This is a genomic window from Streptomyces sp. NPDC001068 (genome assembly GCF_042897315.1).
Taxonomy (GTDB): domain Bacteria; phylum Actinomycetota; class Actinomycetes; order Streptomycetales; family Streptomycetaceae; genus Streptomyces.
The window spans coordinates 1-24,554 of sequence record NZ_JBIAYD010000010.1; the positions used below are offsets into that span (position 1 = coordinate 1).

Annotated in this window: 24 protein-coding genes; 17 read left to right on the plus strand and 7 right to left on the minus strand. The window is 71.7% G+C overall.

From position 1 onward, the window contains the following. The first annotated feature begins 132 nt into the window (after positions 1-132). The 9 genes from ACFY3I_RS26735 (at position 133) to ACFY3I_RS26775 (ending at position 8,030) form a co-directional block, all read left to right on the plus strand. The gene (locus ACFY3I_RS26735; RefSeq protein ID WP_390863342.1) at positions 133-777 is read left to right on the plus strand and encodes an HAD family hydrolase; all 645 of its coding nucleotides are present in this window, start codon (positions 133-135) and stop codon (positions 775-777) included. 93 nt (positions 778-870) lie between these two features. Next, positions 871-1,620 carry a VC0807 family protein gene (locus ACFY3I_RS26740; protein WP_390863343.1) on the plus strand — a complete coding sequence of 250 codons (750 nt, stop codon included), beginning with the start codon at positions 871-873 and terminating at the stop codon, positions 1,618-1,620. Between the two features lie 118 nt (positions 1,621-1,738). Continuing rightward, positions 1,739-2,986, plus strand: coding sequence for an MFS transporter (locus ACFY3I_RS26745; protein WP_390863345.1), 1,248 nt, complete (start codon positions 1,739-1,741; stop codon positions 2,984-2,986). Continuing rightward, positions 2,937-4,109, plus strand: coding sequence for an acetoin utilization protein AcuC (locus ACFY3I_RS26750; protein ID WP_365288966.1), 1,173 nt, complete (start codon positions 2,937-2,939; stop codon positions 4,107-4,109). Before ACFY3I_RS26745 ends, ACFY3I_RS26750 begins: the two co-directional genes overlap by 50 nt. Before the next feature lie 208 nt (positions 4,110-4,317). Continuing rightward, the gene (locus ACFY3I_RS26755) at positions 4,318-5,133 is read left to right on the plus strand and encodes a phosphatase (protein ID WP_390863347.1); all 816 of its coding nucleotides are present in this window, start codon (positions 4,318-4,320) and stop codon (positions 5,131-5,133) included. A gap of 130 nt (positions 5,134-5,263) precedes the next feature. Further along, a complete protein-coding gene (locus ACFY3I_RS26760; RefSeq protein ID WP_067299677.1) occupies positions 5,264-5,473 on the plus strand; it encodes a helix-turn-helix domain-containing protein in 210 nt (69 codons plus the stop codon). 132 nt (positions 5,474-5,605) lie between these two features. Continuing rightward, positions 5,606-5,704, plus strand: coding sequence for a 30S ribosomal protein bS22 (locus tag ACFY3I_RS26765; RefSeq protein ID WP_003948845.1), 99 nt, complete (start codon positions 5,606-5,608; stop codon positions 5,702-5,704). Between the two features lie 171 nt (positions 5,705-5,875). Beyond that, a complete protein-coding gene (locus tag ACFY3I_RS26770) occupies positions 5,876-6,937 on the plus strand; it encodes an NAD-dependent epimerase/dehydratase family protein (protein WP_365288968.1) in 1,062 nt (353 codons plus the stop codon). A gap of 13 nt (positions 6,938-6,950) precedes the next feature. Next, positions 6,951-8,030 carry a lysophospholipid acyltransferase family protein gene (locus tag ACFY3I_RS26775; protein ID WP_390863349.1) on the plus strand — a complete coding sequence of 360 codons (1,080 nt, stop codon included), beginning with the start codon at positions 6,951-6,953 and terminating at the stop codon, positions 8,028-8,030. A gap of 130 nt (positions 8,031-8,160) precedes the next feature. On the opposite strand, the gene ACFY3I_RS26780 is transcribed toward ACFY3I_RS26775, so the two are convergent. The 3 genes from ACFY3I_RS26780 to ACFY3I_RS26790 all read right to left on the minus strand — a co-directional run bounded on the left by ACFY3I_RS26780 (position 8,161) and on the right by ACFY3I_RS26790 (position 11,861). Next, a complete protein-coding gene (locus tag ACFY3I_RS26780; protein WP_365288970.1) occupies positions 8,161-9,414 on the minus strand; it encodes a DUF5667 domain-containing protein in 1,254 nt (417 codons plus the stop codon). A 234-nt stretch (positions 9,415-9,648) separates the two neighbouring features. Beyond that, a complete protein-coding gene (locus ACFY3I_RS26785; RefSeq protein ID WP_390863351.1) occupies positions 9,649-10,434 on the minus strand; it encodes an ECF subfamily RNA polymerase sigma factor, BldN family in 786 nt (261 codons plus the stop codon). 488 nt (positions 10,435-10,922) lie between these two features. Beyond that, positions 10,923-11,861, minus strand: coding sequence for an HAD family hydrolase (locus ACFY3I_RS26790; RefSeq protein ID WP_390863353.1), 939 nt, complete (start codon positions 11,859-11,861; stop codon positions 10,923-10,925). Between the two features lie 127 nt (positions 11,862-11,988). Here ACFY3I_RS26790 and ACFY3I_RS26795 point away from each other — a divergent pair, with 127 nt between their 5' ends. The 6 genes from ACFY3I_RS26795 (at position 11,989) to ACFY3I_RS26820 (ending at position 19,097) form a co-directional block, all read left to right on the plus strand. Next, positions 11,989-12,264, plus strand: coding sequence for a glutaredoxin family protein (locus ACFY3I_RS26795; protein ID WP_365288973.1), 276 nt, complete (start codon positions 11,989-11,991; stop codon positions 12,262-12,264). A 280-nt stretch (positions 12,265-12,544) separates the two neighbouring features. Beyond that, on the plus strand, positions 12,545-13,300 hold the full coding sequence (locus ACFY3I_RS26800) for a redox-sensing transcriptional repressor Rex (RefSeq protein ID WP_365288974.1): 756 nt from the start codon (positions 12,545-12,547) through the stop codon (positions 13,298-13,300). Continuing rightward, positions 13,297-14,988 carry a glutamyl-tRNA reductase gene (locus ACFY3I_RS26805; RefSeq protein ID WP_390863355.1) on the plus strand — a complete coding sequence of 564 codons (1,692 nt, stop codon included), beginning with the start codon at positions 13,297-13,299 and terminating at the stop codon, positions 14,986-14,988. The genes ACFY3I_RS26800 and ACFY3I_RS26805 overlap by 4 nt, the downstream gene beginning before the upstream one ends. Next, on the plus strand, positions 14,985-15,944 hold the full coding sequence (hemC, locus tag ACFY3I_RS26810) for a hydroxymethylbilane synthase (RefSeq protein ID WP_365288976.1): 960 nt from the start codon (positions 14,985-14,987) through the stop codon (positions 15,942-15,944). Before ACFY3I_RS26805 ends, hemC begins: the two co-directional genes overlap by 4 nt. Then, the gene (locus ACFY3I_RS26815) at positions 15,941-17,647 is read left to right on the plus strand and encodes a uroporphyrinogen-III synthase (protein WP_365288977.1); all 1,707 of its coding nucleotides are present in this window, start codon (positions 15,941-15,943) and stop codon (positions 17,645-17,647) included. Before hemC ends, ACFY3I_RS26815 begins: the two co-directional genes overlap by 4 nt. Before the next feature lie 373 nt (positions 17,648-18,020). Beyond that, positions 18,021-19,097 carry a helix-turn-helix domain-containing protein gene (locus ACFY3I_RS26820; protein WP_390863359.1) on the plus strand — a complete coding sequence of 359 codons (1,077 nt, stop codon included), beginning with the start codon at positions 18,021-18,023 and terminating at the stop codon, positions 19,095-19,097. A 152-nt stretch (positions 19,098-19,249) separates the two neighbouring features. On the opposite strand, the gene ACFY3I_RS26825 is transcribed toward ACFY3I_RS26820, so the two are convergent. Together ACFY3I_RS26825 and ACFY3I_RS26830 are read right to left on the minus strand one after the other, a co-directional pair. Continuing rightward, a complete protein-coding gene (locus ACFY3I_RS26825) occupies positions 19,250-19,621 on the minus strand; it encodes a roadblock/LC7 domain-containing protein (RefSeq protein ID WP_390863361.1) in 372 nt (123 codons plus the stop codon). 54 nt (positions 19,622-19,675) lie between these two features. Next, entirely contained in the window at positions 19,676-20,473 is a 798-nt protein-coding gene (locus ACFY3I_RS26830; RefSeq protein ID WP_390863363.1) for a hypothetical protein, read from the minus strand. A 241-nt stretch (positions 20,474-20,714) separates the two neighbouring features. On the opposite strand from ACFY3I_RS26830, the gene hemB reads away from it, so the two are divergent. Beyond that, positions 20,715-21,707, plus strand: coding sequence for a porphobilinogen synthase (gene hemB, locus ACFY3I_RS26835; protein ID WP_390863365.1), 993 nt, complete (start codon positions 20,715-20,717; stop codon positions 21,705-21,707). Positions 21,708-21,749: 42 nt separating this feature from the next. On the opposite strand, the gene ACFY3I_RS26840 is transcribed toward hemB, so the two are convergent. After that, complete coding sequence (locus ACFY3I_RS26840; RefSeq protein WP_390863367.1) at positions 21,750-22,502, minus strand: DUF4232 domain-containing protein; 753 nt, start codon at positions 22,500-22,502, stop codon at positions 21,750-21,752. A 175-nt stretch (positions 22,503-22,677) separates the two neighbouring features. Between ACFY3I_RS26840 and ACFY3I_RS26845 the strand changes: the two genes are divergently transcribed. Beyond that, positions 22,678-24,093 (plus strand): helix-turn-helix domain-containing protein, encoded by a 1,416-nt coding sequence (locus ACFY3I_RS26845; RefSeq protein ID WP_390863370.1) that lies wholly within the window; start codon positions 22,678-22,680, stop codon positions 24,091-24,093. Here the strand turns inward: ACFY3I_RS26845 and ACFY3I_RS26850 are convergent. Beyond that, entirely contained in the window at positions 24,036-24,239 is a 204-nt protein-coding gene (locus ACFY3I_RS26850) for a hypothetical protein (protein ID WP_390863372.1), read from the minus strand. The two genes, ACFY3I_RS26845 and ACFY3I_RS26850, sit on opposite strands and share 58 nt — an antisense overlap. Positions 24,240-24,554 lie beyond the last annotated feature (315 nt).

The following is a 24,554-nucleotide window of genomic DNA, read 5'->3' on the forward strand; positions in this document are numbered from 1 at the left end:
CCGGAAGCTAAGCCTTACAGCGCCGATGGTACTGCAGGGGGGACCCTGTGGGAGAGTAGGACACCGCCGAACAATTTTTGGGAAAGGCCCACACCGTATGGTGTGGGCCTTTTCGCGTTTATGCTCGGCCTTATGCGCTACGACCTGGTCATCTTCGACAACGACGGCGTGCTCGTCGACAGCGAGCCCATCTCGAACCGGCTGCTCGCCTCCTATCTGACCGAGCTGGGGCACCCCACCTCCTACGAGGACTCCATACGGGACTACATGGGATCCGCGATGCACCGCGTCCACGACCTCGTCGAGGAGCGCACCGGGCAGCGGCTGCCGGACGACTTCGACGACGTCTTTCACGCGCGGGTGTTCGCCGCCTTCGAAAGGGAGTTGAAGCCCGTCCCCGGGATCGCGGAGGTGCTGGAGCGGCTGACGGCGGACGGGGTGCCGTACTGCGTGGCGTCCTCGGGGAGCCACGAGCGGATCCGCGTGGGGCACCGCACCACCGGACTGGACCGCTGGTTCGATCCGTCGCGCGTGTTCAGTTCCCAGGACGTGGGGCGCGGAAAGCCGGCGCCCGACCTCTTCCTCCACGCCGCCGAGCGGATGGGGGTCGCGCCGGAGCGCTGCGCCGTCGTCGAGGACAGTCCGCTGGGGGTCCAGGCCGCCGTCGCGGCCGGGATGGACGTGTACGGGTTCACCGCGATGACGCCGGCCGACCGGCTGCGGGGCGCCACCCAACTCTTCTCCGACCCGGGGCAGTTGGCTGACCTGCTGGAATGACCGAGGGCATCGTGAGGGCGCTGACAATTGTCATGCCGAGCCGTGGACGTTCGTTTCTACTGGGGGACCCCGCCCGGACGCGAAGCTGAGGGCATGACGAAGACGACGAACACCGGGACCCCGAGCAAGCGGCAGGCCGGCGTGCTGGAGAACCTCCGGCCGCTGATCGTGGATGTGGCGGTGCCCCTCGGGTCGTACTACTTCTTCAAGGGGGCCTTCGGGATGAGCACCTTCGCGGCGCTCGCCTGGAGCAGTGTGGTGCCGGCCGTGCGGACGGTGTGGGGTGTGGTCAGGGAGCGCCGGGTCAACGGGCTCGCGGCGCTGATCCTGGTCGTGAACGTGGTCGGCCTGGCGCTCAGCTTCGTGTCCGGCGACCCGCGGCTGATGCTCGCCAAGGACGGCGCGGTCAGCAGTACGGTCGGCATCGGGATCCTGGTGTCGGTGGCGGTGGGCAGGCCGATGATGACGGCGGGTCTGAAGCCGTTCCTGGTCAAGGGCGACGCTGCCCGGGAGGCGGCCTGGGAGCGGCTGGCGTCCGGGACCGTGGCCGGGTCGGCGGAGTTCCTGCGGAAGGAGCGGGTCTTCTCGGTGATCTGGGGCCTGATGCTGCTGGTGGAGTGCGTCGCCCGAGTGGTCGGCGCCTACACCATCCCCGTGGACACCATGGTCTGGCTGAGTTCGCTCCTCCTGGTCGTCGCGATCACGCTGGGAATGGTGGTCTGCGGCGGGGTGGCCGCCGAGCCGATGGCCTGCCTGATCACCGACGAGGTGCGGCGCGGGGAGGCCGGCCAGGAGGCGGCGGCGGAGGCGGAGCGGGACGGCCGGCTCGCGGTCGCCGCCTGAGCTCGCGGTGTCGCCCGGGGCCACTGAGTCTCCCCGGGCGACAGCGGAGTAAAGCTGAAGGAAATTCATCTTTGACTGGATCTACCCACGAGTACGCCGGGGCCCTACGCTCGCCGCCATGACAGATGTGCTGCGGCGCGGCAGGGCCTCGTTGGCGTTCAGCTTCTTCACGCAGGGCGCCACCTTCGCGCTGCTCGTGACGCGCATCCCTGCCATCCAGGACCGGTACGGCGTCTCCGACGCGCTGCTGCCGGTCTTTCTCGCGGCCGTGCCGGTCCTGGCCGGCGTCGGCAGTGTGACCACCGAGCAGTTGGTGAAGCGGGTCCGGCCCAGCCGGCTGCTGCGCTGGTCCCAGCCCGTGGTGATGCTGGCGTTGCTCGGGGTCGGGGCCGGCGGACAGGTGGCCGCGCTCGCGGTGGCGCTGGCCGCGTTCGGGCTGGCGGTCGGGGCGCTGGACGCCACGATGAACATGCTCGGGGTGAGTCTGCAGCGGACGTACGGGCGCAGCATCATGCTCAGCTTCCACGCCGCCTACAGCCTGGGCGGAATTCTGGGGGCCTCGCTGGCGTGGGTCGGGGCGCACTGGCATCTCGCGCTGTGGGTGTCGTACCTGCCGGTGGTCGCGGTGCTGTTGCCGGCGGCACTGGTGGGGAGCCGGTTCTACGTGGACGGCGGGCCGGCGTCGGCGAAGAGCACGGCGGTCGCGACGGACGCTGGGGACGGGGTGGGCGCGCCGGCGGGTGGCGCTGGTGTGGTCTTCAAGCTGCTGCTGCCGCTGTGCCTGGTGATGACGTTCGCCTACATCGGTGACTCGACCGTCTCCAACTGGAGTGCCAAGTATCTGAAGGACGTGCTGGGAAGCAGTGAGCAGCTGTCCACGGTGCCGTACAACGTGTACATGGTGACCACGCTGGTCGGCCGGGCCCTCGGGGACTTCGGGGTGCGGAGGTTCGGGGCCGTGGCGGTGGTGCGGCTGGGCGCGCTGGTGGCGGCGGCCGGGTTCGCGGTGGTGGCGGGGGCGTCCGGAGCGTGGGTCGGGATGGCCGGGTTCACCCTGTTGGGGCTGGGGTTGTGTGTCCTGGTGCCGCAGACCTTCGCGGCGGCCGGACGGCTGTTCCCGGGCGATTCGGACGCGGCCATCGCCCGGCTGAACATCTTCAACTATGTCGGCTTCCTGGTCGGTTCGCCGTTGGTGGGTGCGCTGGGCGACGCCTGGAGCTACCGCGGGGCGATGCTCGTGCCGATGGTGTTGGTGCTGGTGACGTTGGTGTACGCCCGTTCGTTCGCGACCCGGACGGACCGATACGGTGACGGACATGAGCGGCCGCGCACAGCTGATGTGGGACAAGGAAGTAACGGGCTATGACTTCGGTCCGGGCCACCCGATGGATCCGGTCCGCCTGGCGCTGACCCGGAAACTGGTCGAGGCCTTCGAGCTCGACCGGGCGGTGGAGGTCGTCGCGGCGAAACCGGCCGGGGAGTCGACGCTGCGGCTGGTGCACCGGGAGGACTACGTCCAGGCGGTCAAGGCGGCTTCGGCGGATCCGGGGGCGGCCGATCAGTCGTACGGGCTGGGGACGGTCGACGACCCCGCGTTCGCCGGGATGCACGAGGTGTCCGCGTTGATCGCCGGGCAGTCGGTGGCGGCGGCCGAGGCGGTGTGGCGGGGGGACACCGACCACGCGGTGAACTTCGCGGGCGGGTTGCACCACGCGATGCCGGGGGCCGCCTCCGGGTTCTGCATCTACAACGACGCCTCGCTCGCCATCGCCCGGCTGCTGGAGCTGGGGGCCGAGCGCGTCGCCTACGTCGACGTCGACGTGCATCACGGGGACGGGGTGCAGGCCGCGTTCTGGGAGGATCCGCGGGTCCTGACGATCTCGCTGCACGAACATCCCCGCACGTTGTTTCCGCAGACCGGGTGGCCGACGGAGGTCGGGGCCGGGGCGGGAGAGGGCTCGGCGGTGAACGTGGCGCTGCCGGCGGGGACCGGGGACGCGGGGTGGCTGCGGGCGTTCCACGCGGTGGTGCCGGAGCTGGTCGCCGACTTCCGGCCGCAGGTGCTGGTGTCCCAGCACGGCGCGGACACGCATTTCGAGGATCCGCTGGCGCACCTGGCCGTCTCGCTGGACGCGCAGCGGGCCGTGCAGGTGGCCTGCCATGAGCTGGCGCACGAGTACGCCGGCGGTAAGTGGGTGGCGTTGGGGGGCGGCGGGTACGAGGTGGTGGACGTCGTGCCCCGGTCGTGGACGCATCTGGTGGCGATCGCCGCGGGGCGGGAGATCGCGCCGGAGACGCTGGTTCCCGAGGCGTGGCGGCAGGAGGTGTACGCCAGGACCCGGCAGTTGGGGCCGGGGCGGATGACGGACGGGCGCTGGCCGGTCGACTGGGCGCGGTGGGAGGCGGGTTACGACCCCGCCGACCGGTTGGACCAGGCGGTGCTGGCGACTCGGCGTGCGGCCTTTCCGCTGCGGGGGCTGCTGGCGTAGGGGTTCTCGCCCCCGCCCTGGTGGCTGCCGCCCCCAGACCCCCGCGTCGGCCTGAACGGCCTCGTCCTCAAACGCCGGACGGGCTGGTGAGTGGCGGGCTCATGGGGTTGTCACGGTTGCGGTGGGTGGCGTGGGGCGTTAGGCCGGACGTGGGGTGTTGGGGTGGTTTCGGGGTGTTCGGTGGGCTGGGTGCGTCACCATCGCTGGGGTGTTGAGTGGTGCTGGGCTTCGGGACTACCTGGTGGCCGTGGGGCTGGCGGGGGTGGTGGGTTCCGCTCGGGAGCGGAGTCTTCGGCGTTATCGGCTGTTCGCGGCTCGGGATCCCCGGGTGTTGATCGGTATCGACCCGCAAGGGGACTGGACCGAGCGGGAATTGGTTCGGTTGATGGCGAGCAGGTGTGGGGTTTCGGACGATCCGCGATGCGTTTCAGGGCATGATGTGATCGATCCCGAGTTGACGGTGGTCGCGCTGGACGCCTTCGCGGAACGCGTGGGGGAGGTGGCCCGACGGCGGGCTCCCGTGTTGTTCGGGACCGGCCATCCGCACCGGCTGATCGGGTTCTACGCCGGTCTCGCGGACGCGTTGTCGGCGGCGGGGTGTGAGATTCTCACCCCCGCGCAGGGTCGCTGTGTCGACATAACGACCCGGTTCGGTCTACGCACCCGCAGCCTCGATTACGTACAAGGTGTCGGGTTGGTGCGGGAATCGGAAGGCGAACGCCCCGGTTGTGCGCCGGGTGAGCACACGCACTCGCCGCTGCCGGTTCGGGTCGCGCTGGCCGCGGCGGCCGGCGGTGACGGACCGCTTCCCGAACTGGTGGTGGGGGACCACGGGTGGGTCTGCGGTGCTGGTCAGCTCGGGTTTGAGGCCATTGGTCTTGCGGATACGGATGACCCCGCGCTCTTTGTGGGAGAGGCCGAGGGGGTGGTGTCCGTCGCCGTTCCGGTTGATGACGGCGTGCGGTCTGATTACTACACGCCGCTGACCCGCTACGTACTCAATCGAGCGTGTCTGTCACAGTAGGCCGCCGATGGGTGCACCTCTTCCCCACTCGCATCACCCGCCCCTACATTGGGGAGTGAGCACGCAACGACGAAGAGTCACCGGAAGGGGAAGCCGGTGGCCCGTCGAGTGCGGAAGGTTCAGGTGTGTCATGGCAGCTGGCGAGAGGCCTCTCAACGAGGTTGTGTTCCTGACCGTGGCGGAGGTCGCCGCGGTGATGCGAGTGTCGAAGATGACCGTGTACCGGCTGGTGCACAGCGGTCATCTGCCCGCGATCCGGGTGGGGCGGTCCTTCCGCGTCCCGGAGCAAGCGGTACACGAGTACCTTCGCGAGAGCTATGTGGGGGTCGAGACCGCCTGACGGCCGTTCCGGGATTCGTCCCGGAGCACCTCGATTACGACCTCAGCGCTCGGGCGGGTAGGCTAGCCCCTCGTAGGTCGTATGGGCCCATGGCGCCCAGCACCGAGTGATGAGAAGTGAGCGAGGGTAGTCGTGGGCTCTGTTATCAAGAAGCGGCGCAAGCGGATGGCCAAGAAGAAGCACCGCAAGCTGCTCAAGCGCACGCGCGTTCAGCGCCGTAACAAGAAGTAATTACGGCACCGAGCCGCGAGAGCTTGTGTGTGGCCCCCCACCAGTACGGTGGGGGGCCATACGCATTTTCCGGCCGTGACGGCTCACCCCGGCCCGCTGGGGGTCATGCCGGCGCAACATCAACGCGCTAAGTTGGCCCGCATACGGGAACACGGAAGAAAGGCGCTGATCTTGGCGAAGGTCGTGCTCGTGACCGGAGTGGCCCGTCAACTCGGAGGCCGGTTCGTACGACGGATCCAGCGTGACCCCGACGTCGAACGGGTCGTCGCCGTGGACGCGGTGCCACCCGAGCACCACCTGGGCGGGGCCGACTTCATCCAGACCGACATCCGGCAGCCGACCGTCGCCCGCATCCTCGCCGAGACCGGCGCCGACACCGTCGTCCACATGGACGTGACCGGCACGCCGCTCGGCAGCGGGAGCCGGGCCTCGGTGAAAGAGACCAATGTCATCGGGACCATGCAGTTGCTGGGTGCGTGTCAGAAGTCTCCGAACGTCAAGCGGCTGGTGATCAAGTCCAGTACCAACGTGTACGGGTCCGCGCCGAAGGATCCCGCCGTCTTCACCGAGACGACCCCGCCGAAGTCCCTGCCGAGCGGGGGGTTCGCGAAGGACACGGTCGAGGTCGAGGGGTACGTGCGCGGGTTCGCCAGGAGGCGGCCCGACGTGGCGGTGTGCGTGCTGCGGTTCGCCAACATCCTCGGACCGACCGCCGACACCCCGCTCGCCTCCTACTTCTCCCTGCCCGTGCTGCCCACCGTCCTCGGGTACGACCCGCGGCTGCAGTTCGTGCACGAGGACGACGTGATCGACGTCCTGCGGATCGCCTCGCGCGAGCCGGCCCGCGGGACCCTGAACAGCGGCACGTTCAACATCGCGGGCGACGGTGTGCTGTTGCTCTCGCAGTGTTCGCGGCGGCTGGGGCGGCCCACCGTGCCGCTGCTGCTGCCGGCGGTCACCTGGGCCGGTTCGCTGGTGCGGACGCTCGGCATGAGCGACTTCTCGCCGGAGCAGATCCGGCTGCTGACGCACGGCCGGGTGGTCGCCACCGGCCAGATGCGGGAGACGCTGGGATTCCAGCCGAGGTACACGACGGCGGAGACGTTCGCGGACTTCGTACGGGCACAGGCCACGGGGCTGCTGCCGCCGCAGGCGGTGGCGGCAGCCGTCGACCGGATCGCCGCCCTGCCCGTCCTGAGCGGCGGGAAGACACCGACGCAGAGCGCCAACTGAGGAGCGCAACACGATGGCGGACGCCAAGGTCATTCCGTTCGACGACGACCGGTCCCGCGGAGCTGCCGTGCAGCGGCCGGCCCGGCGCCGGGGGTCGGGGAGCCGGCGCAAGGGCGGCGCTGAGCAGGCGGCGGTGCGCGAGTCCGGGGCGGTGCGCGAGGTCCAGCCTCTCGCCGGGCGGATCCCCGCGCAGGAAGATGTGAACGTGAGCCGTGAGAACCCTGAGACGGATGTGACGGAGCAGCACGACCAGGCCGGCCTGGAGCAGCGCGTCGCACGCGGTCTCGCGTTCCTGCGCCGGCGGCTGACGGGGGACTACGAGGTCGACGACTTCGGGTACGACGAGGAGCTGACCGACCAGGTCCTGATGTCCCTGCTGCGGCCGGTGTACGAGAAGTACTTCCGGGTCGAGGTGAAGGGCCTGGAGCACATCCCGGCCGAGGGCGGTGCGCTGATCGTCGCCAACCACTCCGGGACGCTGCCGATGGACGGTCTGATGATGCAGGTCGCCGTGCACGACCATCATCCGGAGAATCGTCACCTCAGACTGCTGGCGGCCGACCTGGTCTTCGTGCTGCCGGTGGTGAACGAACTGGCGCGCAAGCTCGGGCACACGCTCGCGTGCGCGGAGGACGCCGAACGGCTGCTGGAGCAGGGCGAGCTGGTCGGGGTGATGCCGGAGGGGTTCAAGGGCATCGGGAAGCCGTTCAGCGAGCGGTACAAGCTCCAGCGGTTCGGGCGGGGAGGGTTCGTCTCGACCGCGCTGCGGCAGGGGGCGCCGATCATTCCCTGCTCGATCGTGGGGGCCGAGGAGATCTACCCGATGATCGGCAACGCGAAGACGCTGGCCCGGGTGCTGGGGATTCCGTACTTCCCGCTGACGCCGACGTTCCCGTGGCTCGGGCCGCTCGGGGCGGTGCCGCTGCCGACGAAGTGGACGATCCAGTTCGGGGAGCCGATCCCGACGGACGGCTATCCGCCGGAGGCGGCGGAGGATCCGATGCTGATGTTCAACCTGACCGATCAGGTGCGAGAGCAGATCCAGCACACGCTGTACAAGTTGCTGGTGCAGCGGCGGTCGGTGTTTTTCTGAGGACCTTGGGTTCCGGATGCGGATGCGGATGCGGATGCGGGTGCGTGGGGGCTGGTCGTGGCCACGCGGTGGAGCCGGATGTCACACACCCCGCGCCCCTTCAGGGGCGCGGGGTGTGTGACATCGCCGACTAGTTGCCCGCGTCCTCGCTGTCGATGCCCAGGCCCGGGAGCAGGCCGGGGAGGAGCGGGGGCAGGGTGACGTCCGGTCCGCTGGACGGGGACTTGGACGGGGACGCGCTGCTGCCGCCCGAACTGCCCGACTTCGGCGGGTCCAGGAGGCCGCCCGTGGTGCCGCCGATCAGGTCGTCGGTGGCGCTGCCGGAGGCCGAGCCACTGGGGCTGCCGGTGCCGGACTCGTGGCCCGAGGCGGAGCTGCCCGGGGACGCCGGAGCCGTCGACCGGTGGCGGCCGGAGGATCCGGTGGACGCCGTCCCGGAGTCCTGCCTGCCGGTGCTGCCGCCGGTGTTCTGCGGCGGCTGGGGAAGCAGGGACTGCAGCGGGGCGACCTCTTCGTCTATGGCGTCGAAGACCGACGTCACCTGCTGGCTGACGTCCCCGAGCTGGACGGGGAGCTTGTCGCGCAGCGCACCCCAGGCCTCGCGGTGGGACTGGGCGAAGGCGGACAGCGCCTGCATGGGGCCGAGCGAGTTCGGATCGCGCTCGTAGGCCTCGTGCAGCAGCCGGTGGCCCTCGGTGACGTCGTGCTGCATCCCGGACAGGGTGCGGCGGATCTCGCCGATGGACTCGTGGTCGAGGTGGCCGCCGCGGTCCCGGTCCATCAGCCGGCGGGCCTCCATCAGCCGGGTCGAGGCCTGGTCGAGGTAGGTCTGGCCGCGCTGGTCGTCCCCGTCGGACAGGTAGTTGAGCTTGAAGTCCTCGATGCCACGCTTGAGGCCGTACAGCGAGTCGCCGGGCAGTGCGTCGGAGCTGGCGGCGGCGACCCCGCCGAAGGCCCCGGCGGCGACGCCGACGCTCAGGCCGCCCGCGGCCAGTCCCTTGGTGAGCCGGGAACGCGGTCGTAGTTTGCCCAGCGGGCTGGCCCGGTGCGTGCCCTTGGACCGGGCCGAGCGCTGCCCGGGAACCGACGCGTCCGCCACCCCGCCCAGGGTGCCCTCCGCCAGCATGGCCTCCATCGCGGCCACCAGCCGGGCCCGGTGCACGACCTTGACCTCAGGGTCGAGTACCGGTTTGGGCAGTGCGGCGAGCCCTGTCGCCAGGACCAACAGCTCGCCCTGCTCGGCCCGTTCGGCCCGGTCCGCGGTGGCCGGCGGATCGCCCGCCGGTCCCTCGGGCCGCTCGGCCGCCGGGTCCCGGTCGGGCTGCTCCTCCAGGGCCTGGGCGAAGGCGTTCGCCCGCCGGTGCGTTGATACGTTCGCGATCACTGGCGGCACCTCCTCTCGTCATGACAGTCGACTCCCCAGGGGGTCCTGAGGGTTGCACGCCCTCGACCGATCCACACGATCGTGTGATCAGGGTCTTGCTGGACGTGACCACAGGGAGCCTGTATCCCGCACAACGAGCGGCTCGGCACTTGGGTTACGGACGACCGGCGATCGACTGAGAAAGACAACGGGCCTTCACCAAGCGTGAGTTGGCTGTCGCCGAGCGTGCCCGGCTCAGCGTGCGTCGTCCGGGAGGAGCCGGGCGAGGGTGCGCACGGCCCGGTACTGGAGGGTCTTGATGGCACCCTCGTTCTTGCCCATCGCCCGGGCGGTCTCGGCGACCGAGAGTCCCTGGAGGAAGCGGAGTGTCACGCACTCCTGCTGCTGGGGGTTGAGGCGGCGTACGGCTTCCAGGAGTGCCGCGTTCGAGAGGGACTCCAGGACGGAGTCCTCCGGTGAGCGCTCGACCTCGTTGGCGTCGAGCATCTCGCCGGTGGTGACCTCGAGGCGGAACCGGCTCGACTTGAAGTGGTCGGCGACCAGGTTGCGGGCGATGGTGACCAGCCAGGCGCCGAAGTCGCGGCCCTGCCAGGTGAAGGTGCCGATCCTTCTGAGGGCGCGCAGGAACGTCTCGCTGGTTAGGTCCTCGGCGGTCGCCTTGCCGCCGACGCGGTAGTAGATGTAGCGGTACACGGTGTCGCTGTACTGGTCGTAGAGGCGTCCGAAGGCGTCGGACTCGCCCGCCTGGGCGCGCTCCACGAGGTCCATCATCCGGGCACTGTCGCTGTCCGCGGCCGGACGGCGGGCGGTGGCCGCGGCGGTGCCGGCGGCACGACCGCGTCTGCCGACGGCCGCACTGCCGTCGGCCAGCGCGTAGCACGGACCGATCGGTGCGGTGGTGGCGAGGGCGGGGACGGCGTACGCGGTCGGGACAAGGCCGCGCAGCGTCTCTTTGACCGTTGCGACAGTTGCGCGCAGCGTAGCCAGGCCCGAGGCGTCAACCCCGACGTGTGGGTACACGGGACTCCCAGAGGCAGAGCTTCCATCACGTGCAGTACGGAACCTTTCACCCGTCGTAGCGACGGAGGGGTACCGGTTTGCGTCTGAGGAGAATAACGCTTCGTGCAGGCACTGCTACACCGAGTTGCTCAAATCACCGATTGCGTCGCTTACGTAACCGATTTGAGGTGGTTCAAGTGCCACAGAGTGATCGATTGTTGATCAGAAACATGCGTGTTGAGGCGGAGTCGAGGGCGTGTTGGAGGGACGGCGCGATAATTCGGGCGCGCGAGGTTTGGGGCGCCGGAGGGGACTCGCCGCCGTCCGCGGGGCACCGGTCAGGGGCGCCGATCAGGGACGGTTGTCGACGGCGGCCGCCGGGGGTGGCCGCCGGGGGTGGCCTCCGGGGCGCGCGTCGGGGGCGCGCGTCAGGGCGCGCGGAATCGCGCGGGCGACCGCGGGGCACCCGCCGACGGGCCCGCGGCCCTGAAGCGATGTCGTGCCGCGCGCTACCGCCGCCGCCGGCTCAACGCGATCGCCGCCGCCGTGCCGCCGGCCACCGCTCCCACTCCGGCCGCCGCCGGGATGCCCACCTTCGCCGCCTTGCGGCCGGTCCGGTAGTCGCGCAGGCGCCAGTCCATCTCGCGGGCGTGCCTGCGCAGCTTGGTGTCCGGGTTGATGGCGTACGGGTGGCCGACCAGGGACAGCATCGGGATGTCGTTGTGGGAGTCGCTGTAGGCCGCGCAGCGGGACAGGTCCAGGCCCTCGGCGGCGGCGAGGGCGCGTACCGCCTCGGCCTTCGCCGGGCCGTGCAGGGGCTCGCCGACCAGCTTGCCGGTGTAGATGCCGCCCACCGACTCGGCGACCGTGCCGAGCGCGCCGGTCAGGCCCAGCCGGCGGGCGATCACGTCGGCGATCTCCACCGGTGCCGCCGTGACGAGCCACACCTTCTGGCCCGCGTCCAGATGGGCCTGGGCGAGGGCGCGGGTGCCGGGCCAGATGCGCTCGGCCATGTACTCGTCGTAGATCTCCTCGCCGATGGTCTGGAGTTCGGCGACCCGGTGGCCCTTGACGATGGACAGGGCGGAGTCCCGCGCGTCCTGGATGTGCTGCGGGTCCTCGACGCCGGCCAGCCGGAACCAGGCCTGCTGCCAGGCGAACCTGGCCAGGTCGCGGGTCTCGAAGAACTTCCGCTTGTACAGCCCCCGGCCGAAGTGGAAGATCGAGGCGCCCTGCATGACCGTGTTGTCGAGGTCGAAGAAGGCGGCGGCCTTGGTGTCGCCGAGCACCGGGAAGTCCGGTTCGGCGTCCTTGGGGACGGCGGACGCGGCGTCCTGGGCCAGGGATCCCTGGCTCTTGCGCGCGGCCTCCGCCGAGGCCTCGCCTGCCAACACGCTCCGCGCCGTGGCGGAGCGCCTACGGGGAGTGAGCCATCCGAGAGCGGCCATGTCGTGAGCATAGCCAGTTTGTTCGGTGGTCCCGGAGTCGCGGGAGTTGGGCGGGTGTGAACTCTCTGCGACCGGCCCGTTAAACAAGGCCTCGAACAGGGTGTGGCAGGGCGGGAGAATGGACCGCATGAGTCCTCTCTTCGGCCGCAAGGCACCTGCGTCTCGTGCGCGTCTGGTCACTCTGATCCGTAAGCCGGGTTGTCATCTGTGCGATGACGCACAGGTCGTGGTCGAGAAGGTGTGCGGCGAACTGGGTGTGCCCTGGGAGGGGCGGGACATCACCCAGGATTCGCAACTGCACGATCTGTACTGGGAGCAGATTCCCGTCGTACTCGTCGACGGTGAACAGCACACCTTCTGGCGTGTGAACGAAGACCGCCTCCGCAAGGCACTGACCGACTAGTCCAAACGGGCCGGAAAGTCGCCTAGGATCGACGGCGGCTTGGTCTCGGGGGCGGGATGAGTAAGGAGTGTGTACTGTTTTGCCCCCGTTCGAGATGGAGCGCGAGCGCCTGTGCGCCGGTCCCCCGCGGCCGCGCCGGGGGTGCGTGACCCCGGTCACGTTGGCCGGGCAAATCGGACACCATCTTTGTGCACGCGTTCACAAAGACATAGCCTGCTGTCGACGGGGCGGTCTGGGAACGTGTGACCGTCCGCAGCCCCGCTCTACCCGCAGGAGCACCGTGGCAACTGGCCGAACTCACCGACCGGCGACCCGCAGCCGAGGGATCCCCGAGGCCACCGTCGCCAGGCTTCCGCTGTACCTCCGGGCGCTGACCGCACTGTCGGAGCGCTCGGTCCCCACGGTCTCCTCCGAAGAACTGGCCGCCGCCGCGGGGGTCAACTCCGCGAAGCTGCGCAAGGACTTCTCCTACCTGGGCTCGTACGGAACCCGCGGTGTCGGCTACGACGTCGAGTACCTCGTCTACCAGATCTCCCGCGAGCTCGGCCTGACCCAGGACTGGCCGGTCGTGATCGTCGGCATCGGAAACCTCGGCGCGGCCCTCGCCAACTACGGCGGCTTCGCCTCCCGCGGCTTCCGGGTCGCGGCCCTCATCGACGCCGACCCGGCGATGGCCGGCAAGCCGGTCGCGGGCATCCCGGTGCAGCACACCGACGAGCTGGAGAAGATCATCACCGACAACGGTGTGTCGATCGGGGTCATCGCCACGCCCGCCGGTGCCGCCCAGCAGGTCTGCGACCGGCTCGTGGCCGCCGGGGTCACCTCCATCCTGAACTTCGCCCCGACCGTGCTGACCGTCCCCGACGGGGTCGACGTGCGCAAGGTCGACCTCTCCATCGAGCTGCAGATCCTCGCCTTCCACGAGCAGCGCAAGGCCGGCGAGGAGCACGAGGCGACCGCTCCGCCGGCCGCCGCCCACAAGGAGTCCACCGACCAGGGACCCGACGGGGACGTACCCGCCGTGATGCCGGCATGAGTCTCCTCGTCGTCGGACTGAGCCACCGCAGCGCCCCGGTCAGCGTCCTGGAACGGGCCGCGCTCACCACGGACGCCCAGGTCAAGCTGGTCCAGGACACGGTCGCCGCCGAACCGGCCGCCGAGGCCGCGGTGCTCGCCACCTGCAACCGCATCGAGCTCTACGCCGACGTGGACAAGTTCCACGCCGGAGTGGCCGAGCTGTCCACCCTGCTCGCCCAGCACAGCGGGGTCGGCCTGGACGAGCTCACCCCTCACCTCTACGTGCACTACGAGGACCGGGCCGTCCACCACCTGTTCTCGGTGGCCTGCGGACTGGACTCGATGGTCGTGGGCGAGGGGCAGATCCTCGGCCAGATCAAGGACTCGCTGGCGCTGGGGCAGGAGCTGCACAGCGTCGGCCGGCTGATGAACGACCTGTTCCAGCAGGGGCTGCGGGTCGGCAAGCGCGCCCACTCCGAGACCGGGATCGACCGGGCCGGACAGTCCCTGGTCACCTTCGGGCTGGCGCAGCTCGCCGCCGGCACCGACGTGGAGACCTGGGCCAAGGGCAGGAAGGCGCTGGTCATCGGCGCCGGTTCGATGTCCTCGCTGGCCGCCGCCACGCTGGCCAGGGCCGGTGTCGCCGAGATCGTCGTCGCGAACCGGACGTACGCCCGTGCCGAGCGCCTGGCGCAGATCCTGAACGACAGCGAGGACACGGACGTGGTGGCCCGCGCGGTACCGATGGACTCGGTGCCGGTCGAGCTGACACGTGCCGACGTCGCCGTCTCCTGCACGGGAGCCACCGGACTGGTGCTCACGGCCGACGCGATCGCCGCGGCGGTCGAGGGCCGGACCGGCGCACCGGTCGCCGAGATCGCGGACGACCGGCCCGCGCACGGCATCCCCAAGCCCGCCGGCCCCGCCGGCAACGACGAGAACTGCCCGCTCGACCTCACGGCCGCGCAGAGCGGCTTCTCCGTGATGGGCGAGGCCGCCGTCGCCGGGATGGCCGCCGCCGAGCTGGAGCAGCACGCCGCCTGGGTGGACAACGGCACCGTCGACATCCGCGAGGCCGGGCGCCGCACGCCCGAGGCCGAGGCGGAGCTGATCGACGCGCTCGCCGCGACCGCCGCCCGGGTGGGGCGCATCCCCGAGCTGCGCAGGCCCGAGCCGGTCGCCGGCTTCGACCGGCCCGCCCCTGAGCTCTTCCTCCTCGACCTCGCCATGCCCCGCGACATCGACGCGGCGGCGCACCGGCTGGCCGGGGTGCGGCTGGTGGACATCGAGTCGCTGGCGGAGGCGTCCGCGGACGCCCCCATGGCGGCCGACGTGGACCAGGTACGGCGGATCGTCGCCGACGAGGTGGCCGCCTTCGGGGCGGCACAACGGGCCGCGCACATCACGCCGACCGTGGTCGCGCTGCGCACCATGGCCGCCGACGTGATGGCCGGCGAGATCGCCCGGCTCGACGGACGCCTGCCGGACCTGGACGAACGGCAGCGCGGGGAGATCCGGCAGGCCGTGCACAGGGTCGTCGACAAGCTCCTGCACGCGCCGACGGTACGGGTCAAGCAGCTGGCGGCGGAACCCGGCGGCGCCGGGTACGCGGACGCGCTGCGGACCCTGTTCGACCTCGACCCCGAGACGGTGGCATCCGTCTCCCGGGCCGTGGACAGCACAGACAAGAAGGACCGACCGGAATGAGTGACAACCCACTGCGACTGGGGACAAGGCGATCCAGACTCGCCATGGCCCAGTCCGGGCAAGTGGCGGAAGCCGTGAGCCGGGTGACCGGACGGCCCGTCGAGCTCGTCGAGATCACCACCTACGGCGACGTCTCCCGCGAGCACCTCGCACAGATCGGCGGCACGGGGGTCTTCGTGACCGCCCTGCGGGACGCACTGCTGCGCGGTGAGGTCGACTTCGCGGTTCACTCGCTCAAGGACCTGCCGACCACGCAGCCCGAGGACCTGGTCCTGGCAGCCGTACCGGTACGCGAGGACCCGCGTGACGTGATCGTCGCCCGGGACGCGCTGAAGTTCACCGACCTGCCGCGCGGGGCCCGCGTCGGCACCGGTTCGCCGCGCCGGATGGCACAGCTGAACGCGTACGCCCGCACCCACGGGCTGGACGTGGAGACCGTCGCGGTCCGCGGGAACGTCGACACGCGCATCGGATACATACACGAGGGCGAGCTGGACGCGGTGGTGCTGGCCGCGGCCGGACTCAGCCGCATCGGCCGCCTCGACGAGGTCACCGACTTCCTGTCGGTCGACACGGTTCTGCCCGCCCCCGGCCAGGGGGCACTGGCGGTCGAATGCGCCGCGGACGACGCGTCGCTGATCGCCGCGCTCGGAGAGCTCGACGACCCGTTCACGCGGGTCGCCGTGACCGCCGAGCGATCACTGCTCGCCGCCCTGGAGGCCGGCTGCTCCGCCCCTGTGGGCGCGCTGGCCGACCTTCTGGCCGACGGGCAGACTGTCAAGGAAATGCGCCTGCGTGGCGTCGTCGGCACGACCGACGGCTCGCGCATGGTGCAGTTGTCCACCACCGGTCCCGTGCCCGAGACAAACGACCAGGCGACGGCGCTCGGTCGCGAACTCGCCACCGAGATGCTTGCCCAGGGCGCGGCCGGTCTGATGGGGGAGCGAGCACAGTGAGCCCCACCAACCTTCCCGCCGGCCTCGAACACGGGCACGTCACCTTCCTGGGTGCCGGACCCGGGGATCCGGGGCTGCTGACCTTGCGTGCCGTGGAGGCACTGTCCGCCGCGGACGTCCTGGTCGCCGAGCACGAGGTGCTCGACGTGATCAGGGCCCACGCCAGGCAGGGCGTCTCCGTCGTACCCATGAATCCGGGTTCCTCGTCGGACCCGTATCAGGGCACAGGCGCGCCTCAACTCAAGGTTGTTGACGGAGCGTCAACGACCGCTGCGGTCCCGCCCGCGCGGGATGCGGCTCATCTTGTCATGGAGGCCGCGCGGGGCGGCAGGCGGGTCGTGCGTGCCGTGTCCGGGGACCCCGGACTCGATACGTACGCGACCGAGGAAATGCTCGCCTGCGCCGCCGCCGGTGTTCCCTTCGAGGTCGTGCCCGGTGTCGCCGCGGCGGTCGGCGTGCCCGCGTACGCCGGTGTGCCGTTGCGGGACGCGCAGGGCGCGGACGTGCGTTTCGTGGACGCCCGGACCGCCTCCGACCGGTGCTGGACCGAGGTCGGCGCCTCCGACGGCACGGTCGTGGTGACGACGACCCTCGACTCGGTGGCCGCGGCCGCCGGGGAGCTGGTCGCCGCCGGCCGCAAGCCGGACACCCCGATGACCGTCACGGTCGCCGGCACCACCACCCGGCAGCGGACCTGGAGCGCCACCCTCGGCACGGTCGCCCAGACCCTGAAGCAGGCGAAGGTGCTGCCCTCCCCGGAGGGCGGCCGGCCGGTGATAGCCGTGGTCGGTGAGCGGTCCGCCGCCGCCCAGCGTGACCAGCTGTCGTGGTTCGAGTCCAAGCCGCTGTTCGGCTGGAAGGTGCTCGTGCCGCGCACGAAGGAGCAGGCGGCGACCCTCTCCGACCAGCTGCGCTCGTACGGCGCGGTGCCGCACGAGGTGCCGACGATCGCCGTCGAGCCGCCGCGCACGCCCCAGCAGATGGAGCGCGCGGTCAAGGGCCTGGTCACCGGCCGGTACGAGTGGATCGCCTTCACCTCGGTGAACGCGGTCAAGGCCGTCCGGGAGAAGTTCGAGGAGTACGGGCTCGACGCGCGTGCGTTCGCGGGCATCAAGGTCGCGGCGGTCGGTGAGCAGACCGCGAAGGCGCTGGTCGCCTTCGGCGTGAAGCCGGACCTGGTGCCGAGCGGCGAGCAGTCCGCGGCCGGGCTGCTCGAGGACTGGCCGCCCTACGACCCGGTGTTCGACCCGATCGACCGGGTGTTCCTGCCGCGTGCCGACATCGCCACGGAGACGCTGGTCGCCGGGCTGATCGAGCTGGGCTGGGAGGTGGACGACGTCACGGCCTACCGGACCGTGCGGGCGTCGCCGCCGCCGGCCGACACCCGGGAGGCGATCAAGGGCGGCGGCTTCGACGCGGTGCTCTTCACGTCGTCGTCCACCGTCAGGAACCTGGTGGGCATCGCCGGCAAGCCGCACAACGTGACGGTCATCGCCTGCATCGGCCCGGCCACGGCCAAGACGGCCGAGGAGCACGGGCTGCGGGTCGACGTGATGGCTCCCGAGCCGTCGGTCGGCAAGCTGGCCGAGGCGCTGGCGGAGTTCGGCCTGCGCCGGCGCGCCGCCGCGCTGGAGGCCGGCGACCCGGTGACGCGGCCGAGCGAACGGCGGCCGGGGGCGCGGCGGCGCCGGTCGACCACGTAACGCGCCCCGCCTGAGCAAGTGCACGCCCCGCCGTCCCGACCGGGACGGCGGGGCGTCCTGCGTTGTCGGTACCCGGTTGCGTGCCGCCGTGAGGCCCGGAACCGGAGCCGGGAAACGCGTCGCACGGCGAGGTGGGCTCCGGGGCTGCGGGCCGTAAAAGACCGAATAACCCTGGGGAAAAACCCTCCAACCGACCAAACCCCGCCTTCGTCACACGGGCGGGTGAATCCGGTCGGTGTGGCTGGCGCGGCAGTGGCTCGGGCGGGCAGTCTCGCCGCAGGCAACATCCACAACCGCATACATGCTTCGGCCCCCGCCGGGACTGGCATCCCAGTGCGAGGGCCTGACCAACGAGGAAGACAGGACCTTCCCCATGGCTGGCAACAAGCCTATCCCCGCGCCGCGCTCGAATCAGGACGTTCGGCCGACGACCACCCACTCCGGTGTCACCCACGTACGCACGTACCAGTCGGGCCACTACACCGTCGTAGGCAATCACCTCGCCCAGCACCGCGAGCTGTCGCTGACCGCGATCGGGCTGGGTACCCACATCCTGTCGCTGCCGGAGGGGGCCCCGGTCGACATCCGCAGTCTCGCCGACCGCTTCCCCGAGGGGCGTGACCGGATCGCCTTCGCCCTGCGGGAGTTGGAGGCGCACGGCTACCTGGAGCGGGTCCGGGAGCGTACCGGGGCGGGACGGTTGTTCACCCGGACGTACGCCCACCACACCCCCGGCGGGGCGGGCGCGGCGCGAGGCCGGACGCGAAGCGTTGCGGCGGCCCGCCCGTCGGGGGACGACCGACAGGCACCTCAGGAGGACGACCGAGACGGCACCGGGTCCGTGCCCCACGAGGCACCGGCCACCTCTGTCCTTCCGGGTCCCGAGCTCGTGCCCGGTCCCGAGTCCGGGTCCGAGTCCGATCCTGAGCCCGAGTCCGATCCGGAGCACGTGCCACCCCCAGCGTCCGAGCGACGCACCGAGGCGGCCCACGACCAGCCCGGCCCGCACGTCCCGTCCGCCGTGGAGACCTGCCCCGACGCACGCCATGAGAAGGCTGCCGCCCTCCTCGCGGCCCTGCGCCGCACCGACGACCGTCTCACGCTCTCCCCGCGGGACGTGATCCGGCTCGCCCCCGCTGTCACCGCCTGGTTCGACCGTGGTGTCCCGGCAGCCGTCGTACACCGTGCACTGACCGCCGATCTCCCCGCGGACATGCGACGCCCGGCCGGTGTGCTCGGTTACCGCCTCCGCGAAATGCTGCCCGCTCCCCTGCCGGCGATCCCCGCGTCACGTGCCGTGGCGGCGGACGCCCGCACGAGCCACCGGGGTCTCCATCCCTTCCAGACCTGTGACGGCTGCGAGCGCGCCTTCCGTGCCCCGGAGCCCGGCCACTGCCGCGACTGCCGACGCGCTGGCTCAGTAGCGGCCTCCGATGTCCGCGTGGCCTGAACGGGGCCCGGCAGACGACGGTGGCAGCCGCGGTTCACCCGTCTCGGCCACCGCTGCCGATGGAACTGCGCCGACACGGATACGGTGCTTTTCCCGGGACGTCCGCCCGGTACGGCCATGGGCACGGAATCGACCGCACCCCGCCGGTTCAACTAAGCCGTGTCATTGGCGAGGACCTTCTTCAGGTCCTCGACCACCGTCGGGATCTCGCGGTCGAAGGCCAGGCAGTCCAGGCCCTCGTCGGCCACCACGGCCAGGAGGGCACGGGTGCCCACCGCGGTCACGACGACGTGCCCCGCGCCGCACTGGACGGTGAGCCGGCGGAGGGTGCCGGTGCTGCCTTGTTCGGCCAGGCGGTGGCCCAGGGAGAGGGCGGCCGCCGCCAGGGCGGCCATGGACTCGGGGTGGGTCCTGTCGGCGTCGCTCGCCACCACCAGACCGTCGACGGTGGCGAGGGTGGTTTCGGAGATGCCCATAACCCGGTCGCGCAACGAGACGAGGATGTCCTGCACGGGGTCGCTCATGGTGCCTTCTTCCTGTCGTGCTGGGTGGTGCGGAGGCGGCCGGCCTCCTTGGGGCTAGCGCTTGCGACGGGGGAGCGGGGCCGCCGACGGGCTCGGTGCTGCCGTGGCGGGGTGGGGTGGGTGGCGCGGGGCCGTGCTGGGGCGGCCCACGGCGGCCCCGGACGGGGGCCTCAGGAGGCCGAGAGCCAGTAGGTCGCGCAGGTCGAGCATGACGGCGAACAGGCCTCGGCCCAGGGCGAACGCGATGTCCCGGGGTGTCCTGCGGCCGTCGGCGGCGGTGAGGACGGCCCGGTGGCGGAGGGAGAGCCGGGCGACCCGCTGCGGATCGCGGGCCTCCGGGGACGGTTCGAGACGGTCGCGGGCGAAGCGGGCGGTGGCACCGCGTTCGAGTGCCAGCGGGCTCATCCGGCGGGTGTTCTCGGTGACCAGCCGGCCGGGCGGCACCGCGGTGCCGGTGTCCAGCACCGGCCGTGGGTCGCCCACCTCCCAGCCGTCCGGCCGGATCAGGGCCAGCGCGAAGGCGGCGTCGAACAGCGCGGACCGGCCGATGACCTCCAGTTCCACGGCGCCCAACAGGCCCTGGGAGACCAGTCCCAGGGCCAGCCGGGCGGGATCGGTTCCGCCGGCGCGAGCGGCCGCCCAGTCGTCCTCGGCGATCCGGTACGACTTCAGGAGCAGGACCTCGACCCCGGGCGCGCCCGGGGTGTCCATGCCCACGGCCATGCCGTCGCGGACGTGGATGACACCGCCGGGAACGCCGGAGACCAGTACGGCGCAGCTGCGCCGTTCGGCGTGCAGGGCGGCCAGCAGGGCGGGGACGTTGCGGGCGGACGGGAGGTGCCGGTCGGTCATGCGAGCAGTCGGTCCGCCCGCTCACCTCCGTCGGCGGTTCGCTCTTCCTCTACCTCGCGCTGGACCGGACCCGCGGCAACCTCGCCCTGGCCCGCCACAAGCTCAAGGGGCTGGAGAGCGAACTGGAGGTCTGACCTCCGAAGACGTGACCGGACGCTCCGGCCCGCGCCGGGCCGGAGCACCGACGGCACCGACGGCACGTCGGCAAGTCGCCCCAGGTGACGGGCGTAGCGTAGGGAGCATGACGAAGTACGGCTCCTTCCCCGGCACCCGGCCGCGTCGGCTGCGGACCACCCCCGTCATGCGGCGCATGGTCGCCGAGACGCGACTGCACCCCGCGGACTTCATCCTCCCGGCGTTCGTCCGCGAGGGCGTCACCGAACCGGTGCCGATCGCGGCCATGCCCGGCGTCGTCCAGCACACCCGGGACACCCTGAAGAAGGCGGCCCTGGAGGCCGTCGAGGCGGGCATCTCCGGGATCATGCTGTTCGGGGTGCCGGAGGAGGACAAGAAGGACGCCCTCGGCACGCCCGGCACCGACCCGGACGGGATCCTCCAGGTCGCCCTGCGGGACGTGCGGGCCGAGGTCGGCGACGAACTGCTCGTGATGTCCGACCTGTGTCTCGACGAGACCACCGACCACGGGCACTGCGGGGTCCTGGACTCCGAGGGGCGCGTCGACAACGACGCCACCCTGGAGCGGTACGCCGAGATGGCCCAGGTGCAGGCCGACGCGGGCGCCCACGTGGTCGGGCCCAGCGGGATGATGGACGGGCAGATCGGCGTCGTCCGCGACGCCCTCGACCAGATCGGGCGGGAGGACGTCGCCGTCCTCGCCTACACCGCCAAGTACGCCTCCGCCTTCTACGGGCCCTTCCGGGAGGCCGTCGGATCGTCCCTCAAGGGCGACCGCAAGACCTACCAGCAGGACCCGGCCAACGCCCGGGAATCCCTGCGGGAGCTGGCCCTGGATCTGGCGGAGGGGGCCGACATGGTGATGGTCAAACCGGCCGGGCCCTACCTCGACATCCTCGCGCGGGTCGCCGACACCGCGGACGTGCCGGTCGCCGCCTACCAGATCTCCGGTGAGTACTCGATGATCGAGGCGGCCGCCGAGAAGGGCTGGATCGACCGTGACCGGGCCATCCTGGAGAGCCTGACCGGCATCAAGCGGGCCGGCGCCCAGAACATCCTCACGTACTGGGCGGTCGAGGCCGCCCGGATGCTCGGCTGAACCCCCCGGCGGGGCCGGTGGCCGCCGCGGGCCGGTGCCGGCTCACCAGTCGAGGGCGTCGTTCCGGTCCTGCTGCCAGTAGGTCACCCGCAGCGAGCTGTCGTAGTAGACGCCCTTCGCCGGCAGTGCCGGGGTCGCCGAGGCCCCGCCCGTGCTGTTGGGCGTCATGCCCTGGAAGGCCACGGTGAGCCTGCGGCCGGTCGTGCCGCCGTCGCCGCTGCCGTCGGCCGCGGACAGCAGCACGCCCGCGTACCCGGACTCGCCCGGAGCGAGGGTGGTGACCGCCTGCGGGTGGGTCTCCGCGGCGGGCTGCGGGACCCACTGCATGTCGTCGAAGCGCAGCACGGGGTAGTAGGTCAGGTAGCAGGTCCTGCTGCCGGTGTTCCGCACCGTGATCAGCATGTGGTTCAGCGGGCGGGAGAGCGGCTGGACGGTGACGGCGGTGTCGGAGCCGTTGCACAGGACCTGGGCGGAACCGCTGCCGCCCCGGCCGGTGCCGGGCGCCTTCGCGGTGGCGGCCGTGCCGCCCGCGGGCGAGGACCCCGACCCGCCGGTGCCGGCATCCGTCCCCCCACCGCCGGCGCCCTTGCCCGTCCCGGTCCCGGCGTCGGAGGTCCCCGAGGGCGTCGTGGCCGTCTGCTTCGGTGTCGTCGCGTTCGCGGCGGGCTTGGCCGCCGGGGACGCTCCCTCGTCCCGGGTCCCGGTGCCGTTCTCACAGGCCGTGAGGGCGAGGGCGGCGACGGCGGTGGCGGTGGCGGTGGCGGCGAGCAGGCGGACACGGCGGGCGGTGCGCATGTCGAATCCTCTTTCGAGTGGTGGCGTGCTTGGATGGCCACAGCCTGTGCGCTTCTTCGTCCCGTCCGCCACGGTTGCCGGACGATCAGGGACGCTGGAACGGCCGTACCGGCTCTGAACTGGAAGAACTTCCCTGTCCTGGAACGCGGACCGGGATGCGGGGGACGGAGGAACCGTGTCGGACGGCACTGCGGGAAGCGACTTCGCGGAGCAACTGCGGGAGTTGAAGGACCGCTCGGGCCTCAGTTACGGCACGCTCGCCAAGCGGCTCCACATGAGCACCTCGACCCTGCACCGCTACTGCAACGGGGATGCCGTGCCGGCGGACTACGCGCCCGTCGAACGCCTCGCCAGGCTCTGCAAGGCCGGTCCGGACGAACTCGTCGAGCTGCACCGGCGGTGGGTGCTGGCGGACGCGTCGCGGGGACGGAAGACGGACGCCCCGGAGAAGCCGGCCGGGAAGGTCGCGACGGCGGACTCGCAGCCGGAGTCGGAGTCGCGGCCGCAGTCGGAGTCGGAGTCGCGGTCGGCGCGGGGGCCGGAGCCGGGACGGGAGTCGGAGTCGGAGCGGGGAACGGAGTCGGAGCCGGAGCCGGGGTCCCGGGCTGATGTCATGCCGGATCCGGAGGTGGTGCTCGGGCCGGGCGTCGCCGGGCGGCGCGGGCACCGGGCTCGGCGGCCCGCGCTGCTGGCCGGGATCGCGGTCGTCGTCCTGGCCGGCGCCGCCGCCCTCGCCGTACAGCTCCCGTCCGGCGGGACGGACGACAGGCACCCGGGTGTCGCGGGTGCCGCCACCGTGGCCGGTGCCGCGCCGCACCGCACCGGGCACTCGTCGACGAAGCCGACGGCCGCACCGGCCACGACCTCGCCGTCCTCCTCCCCGTCGTCATCGCCCTCGTCGTCGGCCCGGACCGGCGGAACGGCCGGCGGTGCCGCCCCGGCCGCCCCCTCGGCCGCCGCGGACGACGGCACGGACACACCCCCGCTCACCGTCAACACCAAGCCGTACAGCTGGGAGAGCCCCTGCTCCCAGCACTACCTGATCGACCGGGGCCCGGCCGACGTGGCACCGCCGCCCCTGGAGACCGACGCGACCGCGTGGGTGACCGCGCACCAGGCGGTCTCCTCGGGAGAGCAGTACGTCACGCTGACCCTGCAGGGCACCGGCACGGAGTCCGTGGTGCTGGAGGGCCTCACCGTCCGTACCACGCAGCGGAGTTCACCGCTCGCCTGGAACGACTACGCCATGGGATACCCGGGCGTCGGCTGCGGCGGGGGCGTGCCCACCCGCTCCTTCACCGTCGCCCTGGACGCGATGCGGCCGGCGGTCGTGCCGCAGGCCGGGCACCGGGACTTCCCCTTCAAGGTGAGCGAGTCGGACCCCGAGGTCTTCTACATCACGGCCGACGCCTCGGCGTACTCCGTGGGCTGGTACCTGGAGTTGTCCTGGTCCAGCGGGTCACGGCACGGGACGCTGCGGATCGACGACAAGGGGCGGCCGTTCCGCACGAGCGGGAACAACGGGCGGCCCGCCTACGAGTTCCCGCTCGGCGGCGAGGCCTGGCGGACCGCGTCCTCGCCGGCGGGGTGAGACAGGGACGCGGCGGAGGGGCCCTCGTCGCGTACGCCCTCGCCGTCCCGGCAGCCGCCGAGAGCGGACGCGGCGACCAGTGCCAGGGCCGCCGCGGTCAGGAGACGGCGGCGGCCGGCGGTCGGGGCGGGGTGCTTGGCGGACATACGGGGCTCCCTTGACGTCGTCGGCGTGCGCGGCGCGATCGGCGCGATCGGTACGACCCGGGGGCCGGCGATCTCGGTGTGCCCTCAGCCTGTGGGCCGGGAGGCCCGAACCGCCACATGTCTCGGACGATTCGGGACGGCTGAGCCCGGTCCACGCCTACGACCTGCGCGGATCCCATCCCGTGGGACGCCGGGACGGGACGCCCGGGGGCCCGGCCGGACGACTGGGCGGCCCGGACGGGTCATTCCCCGCCGTGTCCGCCCCGTCGGCTCGGTCCCACCCCCGGACCCACTCGCGGCCTGACCCCCGGTCCC